Below are 13,756 nucleotides of genomic sequence, written 5' to 3'. Positions count from 1 at the left end.
AGAACGACTCACGTGGCGACGACGAACGACCTGAAGAACGGCATGACGCTGAACCTCGACGGCCAGCTGTGGACCGTCCTGGAGTTCCAGCACGTCAAGCCAGGCAAGGGCGGCGCGTTCGTCCGCACCAAGCTCAAGAACGTGCTGTCCGGCAAGGTGGTCGACAAGACGTTCAACGCCGGCACGAAGGTCGACGTGGCCAGCGTGGACAAGCGGGAGATGCAGTACCTCTACCGCGAGGGCGAGGACTTCGTCTTCATGGACACCGAGACCTACGACCAGCCGCACATCCCGGCTGCCGTCGTCGGCGACGCCGCGAACTACCTGCTCCCCGAGCAGAACGCCACGATCGCCTTCAACGACGAGAACCCGCTGTACATCGACCTCCCCGCGGCCGTCGTGCTGGAGATCACCGAGACCGAGCCCGGCCTGCAGGGCGACCGCTCCACCGGCGGCAGCAAGCCCGCCACCCTGGAGACGGGCGCGCAGGTCCAGGTGCCGCTGTTCATCACCACCGGCGAGAAGGTCAAGGTCGACACCCGCTCCGGCGAGTACCTCGGCCGTGGCTGAGGCGAGCGGCTGAGGAATGAGCGCACGCACCAAGGCACGCAAACTCGCGCTCGACATCCTGTTCGCGGCGGAGCTGCGGGAGGAGCGGCCGACGGCGGTGCTCGCCGCGCGGGGCCGTCCCAACCAGGACGAGCTCGCCGAGTACCCGCACGCCGTCCGGCTGATCGAGGGCGTCCAGGAGCACCAGGAACGCATCGACGAGCTGATCTCCACCTACGCCACCGGATGGACGCTGGAGCGGATGCCCGTCGTCGACCGCAACGTCCTGCGGATGGGCGCGTACGAGCTGCTGTGGGTCGACGACGTCCCCGACGGCGTCGCCGTCAGCGAGGCGGTCGGCCTCGCCACCGAGCTGTCCACCGACGAGTCCCCGCGCTTCGTCAACGGCCTCCTGTCCCGCCTTCAGCAACTCAAGCCGTCCCTCTCCTTGTGACGCTCCTTGTGACGGGGGCGGCGCGCTTCCACTGGTAGCCGTCGTATAACGGCGCCGTCGGCCGCCGCCCGTCCGGGGGTTCCGGGCGGCTAGGCTGGGCCTCGATGAGCGACGTCAAGGGAGTGGCCGTGGCCGGCCGGCAGCAGAAACGGGTCCGAGGCGGCAGCCGCGTCCGGAACGCGGTCCTCTGGGACGCGCTGCGCGCCGTGCTCGACCGCATCGCGCCCGAGGCGGGGCGGAGCGAGGTCGTGGACGTCGGCGGCGGCACCGGCGGCTTCGCCGTTCCGCTCGCCGAGCTCGGGCACCGGGTCACCGTCGTCGACGCCAACCCCGACGCGCTCGCCGCGCTGGAACGCCGCGCCGCCGAGTCGGGCGTGACGGTCCGCGCGATGCAGGGCGACGCCGTCGACCTGCCCGACCTCCTCGGCCCGGACGCCGCCGACCTGGTGCTGTGCCACAGCGTCCTGGAGTACGTGGACGACCCCGCCGCCGCGATGGCCGCGCTGACCGGCGTGGTCCGCCCCGGCGGATCCGTCAGCGTCCTCGTCGCCGGGCAGATCGCCGCCGCGCTGCACCGCGCGCTGGCCGGGCACTTCGACGACGCCCGCCTGGTGCTGACCGCGTCGTCCGGACGGTGGGGCGAGGGCGACCGCATGCCCCGCCGCTTCACCCGGGAGACGCTGTCGGCGCTGGTGCGCGGGTCCGGCCTGCGGGTCGCCGAGCTGCACGGCGTCCGGATCTTCGCCGACCTGGTGCCGTCCGGCATGCTGGACGGCGACGCGGGCTCCGCCGACGCGCTGATCGCGCTGGAGTCGGTCGCGGCCGTCCACCCCGTCCTGCGGGACCTCGCCACCCAGCTGCACCTGGTGGCCGACCGGGTTCCCCCCTCCGGGGGGTCTGGGGGGTCGTCCCCCCAGAGGGGCCGTGCCGGCGGGCTGCGAGCGTGAGCCGCAAGCAGCAGCTGCACCGGCCGGGGCCGCAGCCCGGTCCGCCCGCCGACGACACCGGCTGCCACATCCTGCACGTCGACATGGACGCCTTCTTCGTCAGCGTCGAGCTGCTGGAACGTCCCGAGCTGCGGGGACGTCCCGTGATCGTCGGCGGGGCCGGGCCGCGCGGCGTCGTCTCGGCGGCGTCCTACGAGGCCCGCGGGTTCGGCGTGCATTCGGCGATGCCGATGTCGCGGGCGCGGCGGCTGTGCCCGCGGGCCGTCGTCCTGCCGGTGAGCCCCGGCAAGTACTCCCGCGTGTCCGCGGCCGTGTTCGAGCTCTTCCGCTCCGTCACGCCGCTGGTGGAGGGCCTGTCGCTGGACGAGGCGTTCCTGGACGTGGCGGGCGCCGGGCGGCGGCTCGGCCGTCCCGCCGCGATCGCGCGGCACATCCGCGAGCAGGTCAGCGCCCAGCAGGGCATCACCTGCTCGGTCGGCGTCGCGAGCACCAAGTTCGTCGCGAAGCTGGCCTCCACCCGCTGCAAGCCGGACGGGCTGCTCGTCGTGGCCGCCGACGGCGCCGTCGACTTCCTGCACCCGCTGCCCGTCGCGTCCCTCTGGGGCGTCGGTGAGCGGACGGAGCAGACCCTGACCCGGCTGGGCCTGCGGACCGTCGGCCAGCTCGCCCAGGTGCCGCTCAGCACGCTGCAGCGCGAGCTGGGCAACGCGCTGGGCGCCCATCTGCACGAGCTGGCCTGGGGACGCGACCCCCGCGAGGTCGTCCCGCACACGCCCGACAAGAGCATCGGCGCCGAGGAGACGTTCGACACCGACGTCGACGACCCGGAGGTCATCCGCCGCGAGCTGCTGCGGCTGGCCGAGCGGGTCGGCGCCCGGCTCCGGGCGAGCGGGAACGCGGGCCGGACGGTGACCGTCAAGCTACGGATGGCGAACTTCAAGACGATCACGCGGTCGCGCACGCTCACGGAGCCCACCGATCTGGCTCGTGTGATCTATGTCACAGCCCGGGAGCTGTATGAGGGGGCCGGGCTGGAACGGGTACGACTCCGGTTGGTCGGGGTCCGGGTGGAGAACCTGGGTCCCGCCGGCGCGGCCCCCCGCCAGCTCGCCTTCGACGAGCCGGAACGTGGTTGGCGTGAGGCCGAGCGAGCCATGGACCAGGTCGCGCACCGGTTCGGCCGCGGCGCGGTCCGCCCCGCCGCGCTGGTCCGGCGCGCGGACGGGGACGGACGTGACGGCAGGGACGGAACACAATGAAAGAAGCCTGTGGGGTGACCGGCGCCGGGGCCTCAAGGGGCCGTCTGCTTTCGTGCGCGGCACAGTGCTCGTATTCTGGGCATATCACCGTTGACGTTCGCGTCCTGCATCGGACTCCCCGCCGCGGGGCTGTCGTTGGGAGGTGCCGTGCCGCTCTCTGAGCACGAGCAGCGCATGCTCGAACAGATCGAATCGGCCTTGTACGCCGAGGATCCGAAGTTCGCTCACGCGGTTCGCTCGACCAGCCCACAGGTCCACTACAAGCGCCGGATCGTCAAGGCGGCCTTCGGGTTCGTCCTCGGCGTCGGCGCCCTGATGGCCGGCCTCGTGATCAACGAGGGCACGGTCACCATCGCGGTCAGCGTCACCGGCTTCCTGCTCATGGTGGTGTGCTGCGTCTGGGCGCTGACGAGCTGGAAGCGGATGACGGGCATCGGCAACGAGCCCGCGCGCGGCGGCGGCGGCCGGCAGGCCAGGCAACCTCGGCAGTCCCGCCAGCCGAAACCGGCCAAGGCCGGTTTCATGGCACGCATGGAAGAGCGCTGGCGCCGCAGGACCGAAGGCGACTGACGCCGTCTTGAACGTCCCGGCCGGACGCGGACAAGCCGCGCGGGCCGGGACGAACGCGTATCCGGGGTGATTCTTGGGCGCCCGCGCTTACTTGCGGTACTTGCGGCGGACCTGCGCCTACTTGCGGCGGAGCCGGGCGGGCAGGTCGTTCAGGCGGGCGGTCGCGTCCAGCGCGCGGTTCCCCGCCGACCGGAGCGTCGTCCGGGTCTGCTCCACCGTGGACGGCGGCAGCAGCCGGGCCCGCCAGCGGACCTGGGGGCTCACGGACGCCGCGAACGCCTCCCTGACGGTCCGGACGTCCGCGCGGAGCCGCTCCGGCGGCTCGGTGGACGGCGACGGGGAGTAGCGGGCCAGTTCCTCGGCGCGGGCGATGCGGGTGAGGGCCCGCGCGCCCGCCTCGTCCAGCTCCAGCAGTTCGCCGAGGCGGCGCGCCGTGGCGCGCGGGGAGTCGCTGGCCCGCCATTCGAGGCCGTGGTCGAGCGCGTCGGCGCGCATCTCCCGCCACGCGGCGTGCGCGGCGCCCGCGGGATCGGGCGCCGGCGGCCGCGCCGCCGCCCCCCGCGGCGATCCGGGACGCCCCCGGGGCGGCGCCTTGGGCGGTGTGACGAGGGCCGCCCAGCGGCGCCGCCGGGTGAACGTCCGCAGCGCCATCGGGACGGCGAGCAGCAGCACGATCAGCACCGTGCCCGCCAGCCACGGCGTCGCGGAGAACCCGTCCTCGTCGTCGTCCTGCGCGGCGGCGCCGCCGGTCTCGTCCCTGTCGTTGCGGTGGCGGGTGGACGGCTGCGCCGTGGGCGACCGGTCGTCGGCGGGTGAGGAGGCCTCCGGCGCGGGCGCGCTCTCGCTCCCCTCGCCGCCGCTGCCGCTGACCGCGGGGAGGGTGTAGTCGGGGGTGTCGGCGGTGCCCTGCCCGCCCGCGCCCGACGGGGTCGGCTCGAAGCGCACCCATCCGGTGCCCTCGAAGTACAGCTCCGGCCAGGCGTGCGCGTCCCGCGACCGGACGACGAACTCGCCCGGCTTGACCTCGCTGCCCGACGTGTAGCCCATCGCCACGCGGGACGGGATGCTGAGGATCCGCGCCATCAGCGCCATCGAGGCGGCGAACTGCTCGCAGTAGCCGCGCTTGCTGTGCAGCAGGAAGTCGACCAGGTCGCTGCCGTGCTTCGGCGGCGGCGCGGCCAGGTCGTAGGTGTACCCGCCCGTCAGCGTGAACCAGCGTTGCAGCCGCACCGCCTGCGCCAGCGCTGACCCCGACCCGGCCGTGACCTTCTCCGCGAGCTTGGCTACCTCCTTCGGCACGTTCTTCGGCACCGCCGTGTAGCGCGACACGACCTCGGCCGGGATGGTGTTCGCGGCGGCGAGCTGGCCGATCGTCGGCTCCGCGCGGCGGCTCGTGACGGTGTAGGCGCGCCCGTCCGCCGAGTCGCGCAGCGAGTAGATCATCAGCGACCGCTCGTCCACCCGCCAGTCGCCGCTGATCGACACCTCGGACGGGGCATACGGCACCGGCAGGAACGACATGTCCTTGACCTCGGGACGCACCTGGACCCTCGTCGTCACCTCGCGGGACGACGCGACCGACAGCCCCTGCGGCGCCGGGATGTCGCGCTCGTCGAGGCGGTCGCTGACGTGGCTGTCCAGCTGGGAGTACGTCCAGCGGTCGCCCTCGAACTTGTCGAGGGCGTACAGGCGCAGGTAGTCGGGCGACTCCGGGTCATTCGTCCGGTAGGTGAGGACGACCGAGTCGTCCTGCCGGGTCAGCTCCCGCTTCAGGCTGACCAGCGGGTCGGGCGTGGTCACCGTCTGCGTGCCGCCGCGGCCCTCGCCGCCGATGCCGAACATGCCGCGCGGCTGCAGCCCCGGCACCGCCGCCGGCACCAGCACCGCGACGGCGACCGCGCCGGCCGCGATACGGCGGCCGGACGCCGCCAGCGCCGCCGCGTCCGGCAGGACGGACTCCTCCTCCGGACGGGGGTCGGCGCCGGCCAGCGGCACGTCCCGCTGCCGGAACGAGGTGACCGTCCGGCCCCAGCCGCCGACCTGCTCGCGGGCGTCGGCCATCAGCAGGGCGAGGAAGCCGAGCGCGCCGACGCCGAACGCGAGCCAGCTGACGCCGTCCTCGCGGACCGCGGCGGGCACGCTGTACATGGCGAGCAGCGGCAGCCCGGCCGGGGCGGCGCGGCGCATCCGCACGGCCAGCAGGTCGACGAGGACGGCGACCAGCCCGATCCCGGCCGCGGCCATCAGCTCGATCCCCGGCAGGACCGGGACGGGCGCCGCGTACCGGTTGGCCGAGCTCCAGCCGTCGTCGACCAGGTCGGCGAGGTGCCCCACCGATTCGGGCGACGGGATGAACACCAGCCACGCGTCGCCCGACGCGTAGGCCAGGTTCAGGTACAGCAGCAGCGCGACCAGCCCGAACAGCAGGTTGGCCGCCGCCGGCAGCCGCAGCCGCCGGGCCAGCACGCCCCCGCCGCCGACGGCCAGCACCGCGCCGAGCCCCGCCCAGAACCAGCTTCCCGACTCGAACAGCGGGTAGAGGCCGACCGAGCCGGCGAGCGTCGCCAGCCCCGCCATGACCGTCATCCGGATCCTCATGAGCCGTCCCTGACGAAGTCGTCGCCGGTCTGACCGGCCTGCGCCCACGCTCCGGTCAGCTCCGCCGCCGACCGGACGATCACCACCCGCCAGCCGCCCGCCCGCAGCAGCCCGGCGGCGGCCCCGCTGTACGTCCCGCCGTTCGCGAGGGCGCCGTTCCCCGATGCCGCGTCCGCGGCGCGCCCGCGTCCCTCGACGAGCACCGCGACGCACGTCCCGGTACCGCGCCGCATGGCCGCCAGCGACCGCGCCTCCTCCTTGGACAGGACGCCGAACACCCCGATGACCAGCCCGTCGCCCTCCCGCGCCGCGCCCGCCCGGCCGCGCAGCGCCGCCAGCCCGGCCGACAGCGCACGCGTCTTGGACCGGCGGGCCACCGCCAGCGCGTCGAGCAGCAGCCCCTCGAACGCCCCGTCGGACCGCGCGGCCGGCAGCGTCTCGCCCGCGTCGGTGACGTACCGCAGGTTCATCCCCGTCCGGGCCAGGTGCACCCCGATCGACGCGGTCGCCGACACGGCCTGCTCGAACGTGCCGCCGGGGCCGTCGCCCCAGTGCGCGGCGCGGCGGGTGTCGAGGAACAGCGTCCCGCTGCTCTGGAAGTGCTGCTCCTCACGCCGCACCATGAGCTCGCCGTGCCGGGCCGTGGACCGCCAGTGGACGCGGCGCAGGTCGTCGCCGTGCCGGTACTCGCGCGGCGTCACGTCGTCCTCGCCCGCCGCCGAGACGGCCTTGGCGATGCTGTCGCCGCCGCCCGTCCACGCGCCGGACAGCCGCCCGGACGGCAGCGGGTAGATCGTCGGCGTGACCGTCAGCGTGTCCGCCAGGCTGAACGAGCGGACCAGCTCCACCATCCCGAACGGGTCGGCGAGCCGGACGGTCAGCGGACCCACCCGGTAGCGGCCGCGCACGTCCGAGCGGATCCGGTAGCCGAGCTGCCGCTTACCGTGCGACTCGATCCGGTCGAGGACGAACCTGGCCCGCCCGCCGAGCGCGTAGGGGACGCGGTCCTCCACCATCAGCAGCCCGCTCGGCAGCCGCGACACGTTCTCCAGCCGCAGGTCGACGCGGGCCTCCTGGCCGACCGGCAGCCGCGGCGGGTCGAGCCGCCGCGCGCAGGCCAGCCGGTAGCGGGTCCGCGACACCGCGAGCGTGCACAGCAGCGGCAGCGCCAGCACCAGCACCCCGGCGCGCAGCAGGTCGCGCTCGCCGAGGACGAAGGCGCACACGATCGCGGTCGCGCCGGCGGCCACGAAGGACCGCCCGCGCGTGGTCAGGCCGGCAAGCGCGCGTCTCAACTGTCACTTCCCGGGGGACGGCACCGGAAGACGTTTCACCAGGTCCGCGACGACCTGCTCGGGACGGCGCCGGTCGACCTGCGCCTCCGCGGTCGGCAGCAGCCGGTGGGCGAGTACGGGGACGGCGAGGTCCTGGACGTCGTCTGGGACGACGTAGTCGCGGTCGTCCAGCGCCGCGTACGCGCGCGCCGCCCGCACCAGGTGCAGCGTCGCCCGCGGCGACGCGCCGAGCCGCAGCTCGGGATGGCCGCGGGTCGCGGTGACCAGCTCGATCGCGTACTGCCGCACCGCCGCGGACACGTGCTGGCGGCGCACCACGTCGATGAGGTCGCGGACGTCAGCCGCGTGCGCGACGGGGGTGAGCCGGTCGAGCGGCGACGACGACCCGTGCGTCTCCAGCATCTCCAGCTCGGCGGCGGGGTCGGGGTAGCCCATCGAGATGCGGGCGGTGAACCGGTCGCGCTGCGCCTCCGGCAGCGGATAGGTGCCCTCCATCTCCACCGGGTTCTGCGTGGAGATCACCATGAACGGCGGCTCCAGCGTGTAGGTGGTGCCGTCCACCGTGACCTGGCGCTCCTCCATGCACTCCAGCAGCGCCGACTGCGTCTTCGGGGAGGCGCGGTTGATCTCGTCGCCGACCACGATGTTGGCGAACACCGGGCCCGGCTTGAACTCGAACTCGCGCAGCTCCTGGTTGTAGGCGCTGACGCCGGTGATGTCGCTGGGGAGCAGGTCGGGCGTGAACTGGACGCGCCGCACCGAGCAGTCGACGGAGCGCGCGAGCGCCTTGGCGAGCATCGTCTTGCCGACGCCGGGGACGTCCTCGATGAGCAGGTGCCCCTCCGCCAGCAGCACCGTGAGCGCGAGCCGCACCACCGAGGGCTTGCCCTCGATCACCGACTCCACCGCGTCCCGGATCTTGTTCGCGACCTGCGCGAGGCCGTCGAGTCCTGGACCGGCCGCCCCCCGGGCGCCGTCCTGGGCCGGGTGGGATGCCGGGGGGTCGGTCTCCATGAACGACTCGCCGTGCGTTCCTACTGCCACCAAACCCTCCTCAGCCGTCCGGCCGCGCGGTGAGCCCGGCCCCTCATTCGGAGCCCGCTCCATTCACGCGCCGGTGCGGCGCTCTTTGCGGCCGCCCAAACGACAGTACGTCGTCGGACGGCGCGCCGCGATGTTCATGGTGAACGCGAGCCCATTGTGCTCCACGGGATCGGGGTCCTAACCCGCCGCGGCGCACCACTTCTCTCCACCGGGCCCCTCCTGTCCCCCGGCCGCCCCGGGACGGGAGCGCGCGGACGCCATTTCCCGCGCCGCGGCACGCGGACGGCGCGCCGCGCGCCCCCACTCCTCACCACCCCCTCTGAACTGGGGATTCGTCGGCCGAATCGGCCGATGGAACGTGTTTTTATTGTTGACGGTGGGGAAGAGTGGAGTAGAGTGGGGCGCCGTGGGGAGCAGGTGCGCCCCATGCGGCGCGGGGAGGTGGGGCCGGTGTTCCTCGGCACCCATTCGCCGCGCCTCGACGACAAGGGACGGCTGTTCCTGCCGGCGAAATATCGCGAGGAGCTGTCGGGGGGATTGGTGATCACGAAGGGCCAGGAACGCTGCCTGTACGTCTTCCCCATGGCGGAGTTCCAGCGGATAACCGAGGCTCTGCGTGCCGCACCGGTCACCGAGAAGGCCGTACGCGGCTACAGCCGGGTCTTCTTCGCCAGTGCTTCCGACGAGGTCCCCGACAAGCAGGGCCGCGTCACCATACCTCCGCCGCTCCGCAAGTACGCGGGCCTCACCCGCGACTGCACGGTCATCGGCGCCAACACGCGACTCGAGATCTGGGACGCGCAGGCGTGGGAGACCTACCTGGAGCAGGAGGAGGAGACGTTCTCCGACGTCTCGGAGGAGGTGTTGCCAGGGATCCTCTGAGATACGACCCGTCGGTCCGATGACCGGCTTATGGCCCACGTTCGGCCAGGTCTCCAGCCGCTCTCCTAGCCAGCTGGCGCAGCTTCCCCGGCGCCAGACGGCGACCCCCCGCGCAACCACGCGGTGTCTTCCCAAGGGCAGCGGATGGGGACCTGGCCGGGCGAGGCCGCCGCCGGGGGGTACCGGTCGTCCGGTCCGGCGACGCCACGCAGTCCGCGAGCGAAGTGGCAGCACAGGGGGTGGAACCATGGACGTGGGAGACCACGCGGCCAAGTCCGGTCACGTACCGGTCATGCTCGGTCGCGTCCTGGCGATCCTCACCCCCGCGCTCACCCTCGCGGCGGACGCCGTCACCGGCCGGGACCCCGTCTACCTCGACGCCACGCTCGGCATGGGCGGCCACGCCGAGGCGATGCTGCGGGCCGTCCCGCGGCTGCGCCTCATCGGCCTCGACCGCGACGCCACCGCGCTGGAACGCTCGGCGCGCAGGCTCGCCCCGTTCGGCGACCGGGTCACCCTGGAGCACGCCGTCTACGACGAGATCCCCGAGGTGCTGCGCCGTCTCGGCGTCCCCGGGGTGGACGCCGTCCTGTTCGACCTCGGCGTCTCGTCCCCGCAGCTCGACGAGGCCGGACGCGGCTTCGCCTACTCCTACGACGCGCCCCTCGACATGCGGATGGACCGCGCCCAGCGCCTCACCGCCGCCGAGGTCGTCAACGGCTACCCGCCCGCCGAGCTCGCGCGCATCCTGCGCGAGTACGGCGAGGAGCGGTTCGCCCAGCGCATCGCGGCGGCGATAGTCCGCGAGCGCGAGCGCGCCCCGCTCGACTCGACCCGGCGGCTCGCCGACCTGGTGCGCACCGCCATCCCGGCCGCGACCCGCCGCACCGGCGGCAACCCGGCCAAGCGCACCTTCCAGGCGCTGCGCATCGAGGTGAACGGCGAACTCGACGCCTGGCGCCGGGCCCTGCCCGCCGCCCTGGACGCGCTCCCGGTCGGCGGCCGGGTCGCCGTCCTCAGCTACCACTCCCTTGAGGACCGCATCACCAAGCAGGTCCTCGCCGCCCAGGCGGCCGACACCACCCCGCCGGACCTGCCGGTCCCGCTGCCCGAACACGAGCCGAGGTTCCGGCTTCTAACACGCGGGGCGGAACTGCCGTCCGACGAGGAGACCACGACCAACCCACGGGCCGGATCGGTGCGGATGCGCGCCGCGGAGCGGGTCCGGGAGGCGACATGACCACGACGACCAAGCGGCCGCCGGCCAAGGCCCCCAGCAAGAAGCCGCCCGCCCCGCGTACGCCGGCCGGGCGCGCGCCCGCGCGGCCCGCGCCCGCGCCCGCGAAGCGCACGCCTGCGCCCGCCGACACGGCGCCCAAGACCGGCGCGGCGACCAAGAGCACCGCGGTCGAGAACGCGACCGCGAAGAAGGACGCCGCCAAGCGGGCGGCGGCGCACTCGCCGCCGCGCGCCCCGTTCGTGCTGCTCATCGTCGGGCTGCTCGGCGGCGCGCTGGTGAGCCTGCTGCTGCTCAACACCGTCCTCGCGGAGGACGCGTTCACCCTGACGCGGCTGCAGCAGAACAACAAGCGGCTCGACCAGCAGCGGCAGGCGCTCGAAGAGGACATCGCGCGCGGCGACTCCCCGGCTCAGCTGTCGAACAAGGCCAAGGGGCTCGGCATGAGGCCCGCCGAGGACCACGCCTTCTTCGACACCGGCACCGGCAGGGCGAGCGGCGGCACGATCCGTCCGGTGCCGCCCGAGGCCGCCGCGGCGGCGGGCGCCGCGGGCGTGGTCGGCGTCCCCGGCACCGTGGTGCCCGGCGACGGCGTCCCGCCGGCGGCCGCCGGGCAGGGCGCGCGGTGACGAAACGGCCGGGACGCGGGACCGCCGGGCCTCCTCCCGGCCGGGGACGCGGCTCGGACGGCGCGGGACGGCCGGGCACGAAGGGCAGCGCCGCCCGGCGTCCCGCGCGCAGCGGCATGGGTCCCGTCCCGCGCACGGAGTCCCCGCGCAAGAAGCCGCCGCGCCGGGAGACGACGCGCGACGACGCGGGGGCCGCCGGCGTGCCCACCAAGCCGGGCCCGAAGAAGCCCGCCCAGAAGCCAGCCCCGAAGCCCGCCCAAAGGCCTGCGCAGAAGCCCGCACAGAAGAAGGCGCCCGCCAAGGCCGCGCCCGGGAAGGGGCGCGCTGGCGAGACGGGACGGAACGGCCACACCGCCAGGTCCAGGACCGGCCCGGCTGGCGGAGGCCCCGGCGACGGGGCCAGGCGCTCGCCGCGTCCCGGCGGCGGAGGCCCGGGACGGCGCCCGCCGCCCCGCGGCCCGCGGACCCGCGTCCCGTTCCACCGGCGCGACCCGCTCAAGCGGCTCAACGTCGGGCTGCTCGTCGTCGCGTTCGTGCTGTCGCTGTTCGCCGGACGGCTCGTCCAGCTCCAGACGATCGAGTCCGACAAGTACAGCGAGGAGGCGATGCGCCAGCGGCTCGAGAAGATCGAGCTGCCCGCGATCCGCGGCGACATCACCGACGCGCAGGGCCACCCGCTCGCCATGACGGTGGAGGCGCGGGCGATCTACGCCGACCCGCACATGATCGAGCCGGGCCGGCGGCAGTCGATCGTCAACGCGCTGGCCCCGACGCTCGGCCTCGACCCCGCGGCGCTGATGAAGCAGCTCGGGAAGACCCGCACCCGGTTCGTGTACCTGGCGCACGGCGTCCGGCCCGACCAGGCCCGGCTGATCACCTCGTGGAACCTCCCGGGAATCGGGACGCTGCCGGAATACCGCCGGGAGTACCCCAACGATTCGCTGGCCGCCAGCGTCATAGGGTTCGTGAACGACACGGGGAAGGGCGCCGCCGGGCTGGAGAGCTCGATGAACGGCGTCCTCGCCGGCCGCGACGGCTGGCAGCGGGTGGAGATCAGCCTCCAGGGCCAGCACATCCCCATGGGCGAGGACCAGAAGCGCCCGTCCGAGCCCGGCCGAGGCCTGCGGCTCACGCTGCGGCGCGACCTGCAGTTCAAGGCGCAGCAGGCGATCGAGAAGCAGGTCAGGGCCACGAAGGCGAAGAGCGGCAGCGTCATCGTGATGGACCCGAAGACCGGCAAGCTGCTCGCCATGGCCTCGGCGCCCGGGTTCGACCCGAACGACTACGGCGAGTCCGAGCGGAACCTGTGGGGCAGCCCGCTGGTGCAGGAGGCGTACGAGCCGGGCAGCACCGGCAAGGTCGTCACGGCCGCGGCCGTCATGGAGCACGGCGGCGTCACCCCGCACACCCCCTACACCGTCCCCGACACGATCAGGAAGTACGACATCGCGTTCAGGGACTCGCACCACCATCCGCCCGAGCGGCTCACGTTCGCGGGCGTGCTCGCCAAGTCCAGCAACGTCGGCACCATCATGGCCAGCGACAGCATCAGCTCGCAGCGGCTCTACCAGACGCTCCGCGACTTCGGGTTCGGCCAGAAGACCGGCCTGCCGCTGCCCGGCGAGACGGCCGGCCTGCTGAAGCCGCCCGCCCAGTGGTCGGGCACCGACCGGTACCCGATCGCGTTCGGGCAGACGGTGTCGGTGAACGCGGTGCAGATGGCGAGCGTCTACGCGACCATCGCCAACGGCGGCGTCCGCGTCGCGCCCACCCTCGTCGAGGGCACCGTCGGCGGCGACGACAAGTTCACGGCCGCGCCCGCGCCGCCGCGCAAGCAGGTGATCAGCGCGCGGACGGCCCGGCAGATCAGCGACATGCTGGAGGGCGTGCCGACGGACGAGGGCACGGCCCCCAAGGCGCAGATCGAGGGGTACCGCGTCGCGGGCAAGACCGGCACCGCCGAGAACGTCAACCCGCGCACCGGCACCTACGACGGCGGCGGCTACACGGCGTCGTTCGCGGGGTTCGCCCCGGCGGACGATCCGCGGCTTGTGGTGCAGGTCGTCCTGCAGGATCCGAAGCGGGGCAGCCACTATGGTGGCGATGCGGCCGCGCCGGTCTTCAAGGACGTGATGAGCTTCGCCCTGCGGTCCGAGAAGGTCCCGCCGACGGGGAGCAGGCCGCCGACCATTCAGATTCACGCCCGAGACTGACCGCAGCGAGTACTCTCCTCGCCTGTGAGTCCACCACGACCCGTGCACCAGCAGTCCCGTTCCGTCCGTACCGAAAGAA

General features: G+C 73.8%; 12 protein-coding genes. 9 read left to right on the top strand and 3 right to left on the bottom strand.

Translation table 11 applies throughout. The annotated features are described in order from the left end of the window. The first annotated feature begins 12 nt into the window (after nucleotides 1-12). From efp to ACH34T_RS28285, 5 genes are all read left to right on the top strand, one after another. Nucleotides 13-570, top strand: a complete 558-nt coding sequence (gene efp / locus ACH34T_RS28305) for an elongation factor P (protein WP_396023966.1) — start codon at nucleotides 13-15, stop codon at nucleotides 568-570. Nucleotides 571-586: 16 nt separating this feature from the next. Next, nucleotides 587-1,003 carry a transcription antitermination factor NusB gene (gene nusB, locus ACH34T_RS28300; protein ID WP_396023965.1) on the top strand — a complete coding sequence of 139 codons (417 nt, stop codon included), beginning with the start codon at nucleotides 587-589 and terminating at the stop codon, nucleotides 1,001-1,003. Nucleotides 1,004-1,107: 104 nt separating this feature from the next. Further along, nucleotides 1,108-1,950, top strand: coding sequence for a methyltransferase domain-containing protein (locus ACH34T_RS28295; protein ID WP_396023964.1), 843 nt, complete (start codon nucleotides 1,108-1,110; stop codon nucleotides 1,948-1,950). After that, nucleotides 1,947-3,209, top strand: coding sequence for a DNA polymerase IV (locus tag ACH34T_RS28290; RefSeq protein WP_396023963.1), 1,263 nt, complete (start codon nucleotides 1,947-1,949; stop codon nucleotides 3,207-3,209). The genes ACH34T_RS28295 and ACH34T_RS28290 overlap by 4 nt, the downstream gene beginning before the upstream one ends. Nucleotides 3,210-3,356: 147 nt before the next feature. Continuing rightward, nucleotides 3,357-3,779, top strand: coding sequence for a DUF3040 domain-containing protein (locus tag ACH34T_RS28285; RefSeq protein WP_396024067.1), 423 nt, complete (start codon nucleotides 3,357-3,359; stop codon nucleotides 3,777-3,779). Nucleotides 3,780-3,896: 117 nt separating this feature from the next. Here ACH34T_RS28285 and ACH34T_RS28280 read toward each other — a convergent pair whose 3' ends face one another. Genes ACH34T_RS28280 through ACH34T_RS28270 form a run of 3 tightly spaced genes read right to left on the bottom strand, consistent with a single transcriptional unit; the run spans nucleotide 3,897 to nucleotide 8,686 of the window. After that, nucleotides 3,897-6,377, bottom strand: coding sequence for a DUF3488 and DUF4129 domain-containing transglutaminase family protein (locus tag ACH34T_RS28280; RefSeq protein ID WP_396023962.1), 2,481 nt, complete (start codon nucleotides 6,375-6,377; stop codon nucleotides 3,897-3,899). Then, the gene (locus tag ACH34T_RS28275; protein ID WP_396023961.1) at nucleotides 6,374-7,672 is read right to left on the bottom strand and encodes a DUF58 domain-containing protein; all 1,299 of its coding nucleotides are present in this window, start codon (nucleotides 7,670-7,672) and stop codon (nucleotides 6,374-6,376) included. Before ACH34T_RS28275 ends, ACH34T_RS28280 begins: the two co-directional genes overlap by 4 nt. 3 nt (nucleotides 7,673-7,675) lie before the next feature. Continuing rightward, complete coding sequence (locus ACH34T_RS28270; protein ID WP_396024066.1) at nucleotides 7,676-8,686, bottom strand: AAA family ATPase; 1,011 nt, start codon at nucleotides 8,684-8,686, stop codon at nucleotides 7,676-7,678. A 480-nt stretch (nucleotides 8,687-9,166) separates the two neighbouring features. Here ACH34T_RS28270 and mraZ point away from each other — a divergent pair, with 480 nt between their 5' ends. The 4 genes from mraZ (at nucleotide 9,167) to ACH34T_RS28250 (ending at nucleotide 13,677) form a co-directional block, all read left to right on the top strand. Next, the gene (gene mraZ, locus ACH34T_RS28265) at nucleotides 9,167-9,598 is read left to right on the top strand and encodes a division/cell wall cluster transcriptional repressor MraZ (RefSeq protein WP_131963293.1); all 432 of its coding nucleotides are present in this window, start codon (nucleotides 9,167-9,169) and stop codon (nucleotides 9,596-9,598) included. Nucleotides 9,599-9,845: 247 nt separating this feature from the next. Further along, nucleotides 9,846-10,838, top strand: coding sequence for a 16S rRNA (cytosine(1402)-N(4))-methyltransferase RsmH (gene rsmH, locus ACH34T_RS28260; protein WP_396023960.1), 993 nt, complete (start codon nucleotides 9,846-9,848; stop codon nucleotides 10,836-10,838). Next, nucleotides 10,835-11,464 (top strand): hypothetical protein, encoded by a 630-nt coding sequence (locus tag ACH34T_RS28255; RefSeq protein WP_396023959.1) that lies wholly within the window; start codon nucleotides 10,835-10,837, stop codon nucleotides 11,462-11,464. Before rsmH ends, ACH34T_RS28255 begins: the two co-directional genes overlap by 4 nt. Beyond that, a complete protein-coding gene (locus ACH34T_RS28250; RefSeq protein ID WP_396023958.1) occupies nucleotides 11,461-13,677 on the top strand; it encodes a penicillin-binding transpeptidase domain-containing protein in 2,217 nt (738 codons plus the stop codon). The genes ACH34T_RS28255 and ACH34T_RS28250 overlap by 4 nt, the downstream gene beginning before the upstream one ends. The last annotated feature ends 79 nt before the right edge of the window (nucleotides 13,678-13,756 follow it).

The organism is Actinomadura sp. 9N215 (assembly GCF_044326345.1).
Lineage (GTDB): Bacteria > Actinomycetota > Actinomycetes > Streptosporangiales > Streptosporangiaceae > Spirillospora.
This window is presented reverse-complemented; position numbering and strand designations above follow the sequence as displayed.

Coding starts and splice junctions, on each gene's coding strand:
- nusB (WP_396023965.1), top strand. CDS start 587: ATGAGCGCACGCACCAAGGCACGCAAACTCGCGCTCGACATCCTGTTC.
- ACH34T_RS28295 (WP_396023964.1), top strand. CDS start 1,108: ATGAGCGACGTCAAGGGAGTGGCCGTGGCCGGCCGGCAGCAGAAACGG.
- ACH34T_RS28280 (WP_396023962.1), bottom strand. CDS start 6,377: ATGAGGATCCGGATGACGGTCATGGCGGGGCTGGCGACGCTCGCCGGC.
- ACH34T_RS28270 (WP_396024066.1), bottom strand. CDS start 8,686: ATGGAGACCGACCCCCCGGCATCCCACCCGGCCCAGGACGGCGCCCGG.
- rsmH (WP_396023960.1), top strand. CDS start 9,846: ATGGACGTGGGAGACCACGCGGCCAAGTCCGGTCACGTACCGGTCATG.
- ACH34T_RS28255 (WP_396023959.1), top strand. CDS start 10,835: ATGACCACGACGACCAAGCGGCCGCCGGCCAAGGCCCCCAGCAAGAAG.